The sequence below is a fragment of the uncultured Arenimonas sp. genome (assembly GCF_963976025.1).
Lineage (GTDB): Bacteria > Pseudomonadota > Gammaproteobacteria > Xanthomonadales > Xanthomonadaceae > Arenimonas.
Genome location: NZ_CAXBJS010000209.1, coordinates 1 through 4428 on the forward strand (window position 1 = coordinate 1; position 4428 = coordinate 4428).

4 protein-coding genes are annotated in these 4428 nt (G+C 70.4%); 3 read left to right on the forward strand and 1 reads right to left on the reverse strand.

What is annotated here, in order from left to right:
• Positions 1-219: 219 nt before the first annotated feature.
• A complete protein-coding gene (locus AACZ35_RS12780; RefSeq protein WP_339829907.1) occupies positions 220-1797 on the reverse strand; it encodes a peptide ABC transporter substrate-binding protein in 1578 nt (525 codons plus the stop codon).
• 25 nt (positions 1798-1822) lie between these two features.
• Here AACZ35_RS12780 and AACZ35_RS12785 point away from each other — a divergent pair, with 25 nt between their 5' ends.
• The 3 genes from AACZ35_RS12785 to AACZ35_RS12795 form a co-directional block, all read left to right on the forward strand.
• Positions 1823-3187 (forward strand): glutamate--cysteine ligase, encoded by a 1365-nt coding sequence (locus AACZ35_RS12785; RefSeq protein ID WP_339829909.1) that lies wholly within the window; start codon positions 1823-1825, stop codon positions 3185-3187.
• Positions 3187-3906, forward strand: coding sequence for a UPF0149 family protein (locus tag AACZ35_RS12790; RefSeq protein WP_339829911.1), 720 nt, complete (start codon positions 3187-3189; stop codon positions 3904-3906). The genes AACZ35_RS12785 and AACZ35_RS12790 overlap by 1 nt, the downstream gene beginning before the upstream one ends.
• 23 nt (positions 3907-3929) lie before the next feature.
• Positions 3930-4428: phosphoenolpyruvate carboxylase (locus tag AACZ35_RS12795; RefSeq protein WP_339829913.1), on the forward strand; the 499-nt coding region annotated here is incomplete at its 3' end.

Sequence of the window (4428 nt, forward strand, 5' to 3'; positions counted from 1 at the left end):
GAGCCGGTACTGCGCGGCCAGCGCCGCTTCGACTTCCGGCGGTGCGGCCTTTTCGGCGTCGAAAGGGCCGCCGGGCGCCGCGCGCAGCAGCACGAAACACAGGGTCGCCAGCAGCCACAACGTCAGCAGGGCTTCCAGGGCGCGGCTGGCGAACAGGCGGGCGGCGGGCATGCCGGGACTTTGCCCAAGCGGCCGGGGGATGTCACGTGCACCGCGGCGTCAGTCGCGCAGGCGCAGGAAACGGCTGGGGTGGCGGTCGAGCGGGTTGGCTTCAAACCCCTGCACGTCCGGGTGCACCAGGTGTTTGGACGTGTAGTGGTAGAGCGGCAGCACCGCGTGCACCGACTGCAGGCGGGTTTCGGCCTGGCGCAGCAGCTGCTGGCGGCGTGCCAGGGTCGGCGCGGCGTCGGCGGCATCGAGCAGGGCGTCGTAGGCCGGGTCGGCATGGCCGCTCCAGTTCGAGGCGCTGTCGCTGCGGAAGGTGTCCAGGAAATTACGGGCATCGTCGATGTCGGCGATCCAGCCGCCGCGGAAGACCTGGGTGATCACGCGCTGGCGGCGGGTGCCGACGAACACTTTCCATTCTTCGTTGCGCAGGCGGGTCTGCACGCCCAGGGTTTCGCGCCACATCGCCGCCACCGCCAGCGCCAGGCGCCGGTGCGGGGTGGAGGTGTTGTAGCGCAGCTCGACCTGCAGCGGGTTGTCGCGCGAGTAACCGGCCTGCGCGTACAGCGCGCGGGCACGATCCTCGCGCTGGGCCTGGGTCATCGCCGCGGCCGGCGGCAGCGGCGCTTCGTAGCCGGCCACGCCCGGCGGCACCACGCCCCAGGCCGGGCTTTCGCCCAGGCCGGTGACGTGGCGGGTGAGGATGTCGCGATCCACGGCCAGCGACAGCGCCTCGCGCAGGGCCGCCTGGTCCTTGAACGGCGGGCGTTCGAGATTGAAGCCCAGCCAGAAGCTGCCCAGGTACGGACTGATGCGCAGCTGGTCGCCGAACCGTTCGCGCAGGTGCGCCAGCGGCTGCGGCGGCAGGGTTTCGGTGATGTGCAGGCCGCCGGCCTCGAAGCGGCGCAGTTCGCTGGCGGCGTCTTCGGTCACATGGAAACGCACGCGCGGAATCGGCGGCGCTTCGCGGAAGTGCGGGTTGCTTTCCAGCGTCACCTGCGCCTGCGGCAGCCAGTCGGCCAGGCGGTAGGCGCCATTTGAAACCAGGTTGCCGGGCCGCGTGTGGCGCGCGCCGTATTCGGCCAGGCCGGGCAGGTAAACCGGGTAGGCCACCGGCAGGGTCAGCAGGCGGGGCAGGTCGGCGCTGCGGCGCAGCGTGAAGACCAGGGTGGACGCATCGGGCGCGGCGATGCCCAGGTTCTCCGGCGGCTGCAGGCCGCGCTGGACCGCGCTGGCGTTCTCGATGGCGTCCAGATGGCCGGCGAAGGGCGCGGCGGTGGCCGGGGCGAAGGCGCGGCGCAGGCTGGCCAGCACCTGCGGGGCATCCAGGGGCTCGCCGTTCGACCAGCGGGCGTCGGGGCGCAGGTGGAAGGTCCAGGTGCGGCCGTCGCCGGACACCTCCCAGCGTTCGGCCACGCCGGGCACCAGCCGTCCGGCGCCGTCCTCGGCCACCAGGCCTTCGAACAGGTCGCGCAGGATGTTGGCGCAGGCCACCTCCGGGCAGCGGTGCGGATCGAGCGTGGACGGTTCGGGGCCGTTGCCGCGCTCGAGCGTCTGCGCCAGGGCCACGCCGGAACAGTGCAGGCCCGCCAGCAGGACGCCAAGCGCGACGGCGCGGGTTACGATTCGCATCCCCAGAGTGTACCTAGGACCCCCATTGTCCGGACCCAGCAATGCCAAGGACGAACCGCTGACCGACCACCGCGTGCTGGTCGACTACCTGGCAACGGGCAGCCGGCCGCCGCAGGACTGGCGCATCGGCACCGAGCACGAGAAGTTCGGCTTCCGGCTCGACGACCTGCGCCCGCCCGCCTGGGACGGTGAACGTGGCATCGAGGCACTGCTGCGCGGGCTCACCCGCTTCGGCTGGGAGCCCTACGAAGAGCACGGCAAGCTCATCGCCCTGGCCAAGGCCGGCGCGTCGGTGACGCTGGAGCCGGCCGGGCAGCTGGAGCTTTCGGGCGCCATGCTCGAGAACATCCACGACACCTGCTGCGAAACCATGACCCACCTGCGCGAGGTCAAGGCCGTCGGCGACGAGCTCGGCCTGGGCTTCCTGGGCATGGGCTTCCAGCCCAAGTGGCGGCGCGAAGAAATGCCCTGGATGCCCAAGGGCCGCTACAAGATTATGCGCGAGTACATGCCCAAGCGCGGCAAGCTGGGCCTGGACATGATGACCCGCACCTGCACCGTGCAGGTGAACCTGGACTTCGCCAACGAAGCCGACATGGTGAAGAAGTTCCGCGTCTCGCTGGCGCTGCAGCCCATCGCCACCGCGTTGTTCGCCGATTCGCCGTTCACCGACGGCAAGCCCAACGGTTACCTCAGCTACCGCTCGCACATCTGGACCGACACCGATCCCGATCGCACCGGCATGCTCGACTTCGTGTTCGAGGACGGCTTCGGCTTCGAGCGCTACGTGGACTACCTGCTCGACGTGCCCATGTACTTCAGCTACCGCAACGGCGAGTACCTGGACCTGGCCGGCCGCAGCTTCCGCAAGTTCCTGCGTGGCGAACTGGACGAACTGCCGGGCCAGCTGCCGACCATGCGCGACTGGGCCGACCACATGACCACCGCCTTCCCGGAAGTGCGGCTGAAGAAATACCTGGAAATGCGCGGCGCCGACGGTGGCCCCTGGAACCGCCTGTGCGCGCTGCCGGCGTTCTGGACCGGCCTGCTTTACGACGACGCGGCGCTGGACGCGGCCTGGGACCTGGTGAAGGACTTCAGCCGCGAGGAACGCCACGCCCTGCGCGACGGCGTGCCAAAACACGGCTTCAAGCTGCCCTTCCGCGGCGCCACGCTGCGCGAGCTGGCGCTCGAGGCGCTGAAGATTTCCGGCCAGGGCCTGGCGCGGCGCAACCGGCTCAACAAGTCGGGAGCCAGCGAGGCCGTGTTCCTGGAGCCGCTGCTGGAGTTCGCCCTGGCCAATGAAACCCCGGCCGAGCGCAAGCTGGCGCTGTTCCACGGCGCCTGGGGCGGCAGCGTGGATCCGGTGTTCCGGGAGTTCGCATACTGATGGCCACCGCCAAAGCCGATTGGTTCCGGGCCAACGATGCCCGCATCGACCAGCTCGACCGCCTGCTCGAGCAGCGCGCCGTGCCCTTCGGCGGGCTCGGCCTGGAGCCGCTGGACGGTTACCTCACCGCCCTGGCTGTGAGCCCGGGCGAGGTGACGCCAGCCGACTGGCTGCCGCGCGTCTGGGGCAAGGCGCCGCCGCGCTGGGAAAACGCCGAGGAAGAAGCCGAGGCCACCGCCCTGCTGATGCTGGCCTGGGAAACCGCCCGCCGCCGCGTGCGCCAGCCCGGCGACGAGCTCACCGTCGAAGGCGCCCTGCTGTGGTGGCTGCCCGACGACCCCGAAGGCGAACACGGCCCGGACGTGGACATCGGCGCGGCTTGGGCCGGTGGCTTCCTGGACGGCATGGACCTGCGTTCGGAAGCCTGGGACGCGTGGATCGCCGAGGACGACTGGATCGGTGAGGTCGAGGCCTACATCGAAGCCCTGGCCGTGGGCAGCTACCCGCCCGAAGAAGAGGGCGGGGCACCGGTGCCGCTGGACTACCGCGAGCGCCTGGAAATCTACGGCGGCCTGCCGGACATGCTGCACGACCTGCATTGCCACCGCATCGAATCGCTGACCCCGCGCGAACCCGTGCGCCGCGCCGCCACTCCGGAACGCAACGACCCCTGCCCCTGCGGCAGCGGCAAGAAATACAAGAAGTGCTGCGGCGTGTGAATCAATCGCGCTAGGCTTTGCGGATGAGCCAGATCCCCGAATCCCTGCGCGACATCGAACTTCCCGCCACCGACGACCTGCTGCGCGAGGACGTCAAGCGCCTGGGCGCCCTGGTCGGCGAAATCCTGGCCGAACAGGTTTCGCCCGGTTTCCTCGACGACGTCGAAACCCTGCGCATCGCCTCCATCCGCCGCCGCGAAGCCGGCGCCCCGCTCGAAGACGTGGCCGAACGCCTGCGCGGACTGCCGATGGATCGCGCCGAACTGCTGGTGCGTGCCTTCGCCAGCTATTTCCAGGCGGTGAACCTGGCCGAACGCGTGCACCGCATCCGCCGCCGCCGCGACTACCAGCGCCTGGGCGAGTCGCCCCAGCCCGGTGGCCTCGAGGATTCGCTGCGCAAGCTGCGCGACGAAGGCGTGCCCGCCGAAGCCGTACTGGCCCTGCTGCCGCGACTGCGCGTGGAGCCGGTGTTCACGGCCCATCCCACCGAAGCCGTCCGCCGCGCGCTGCTGGAAAAGGAAA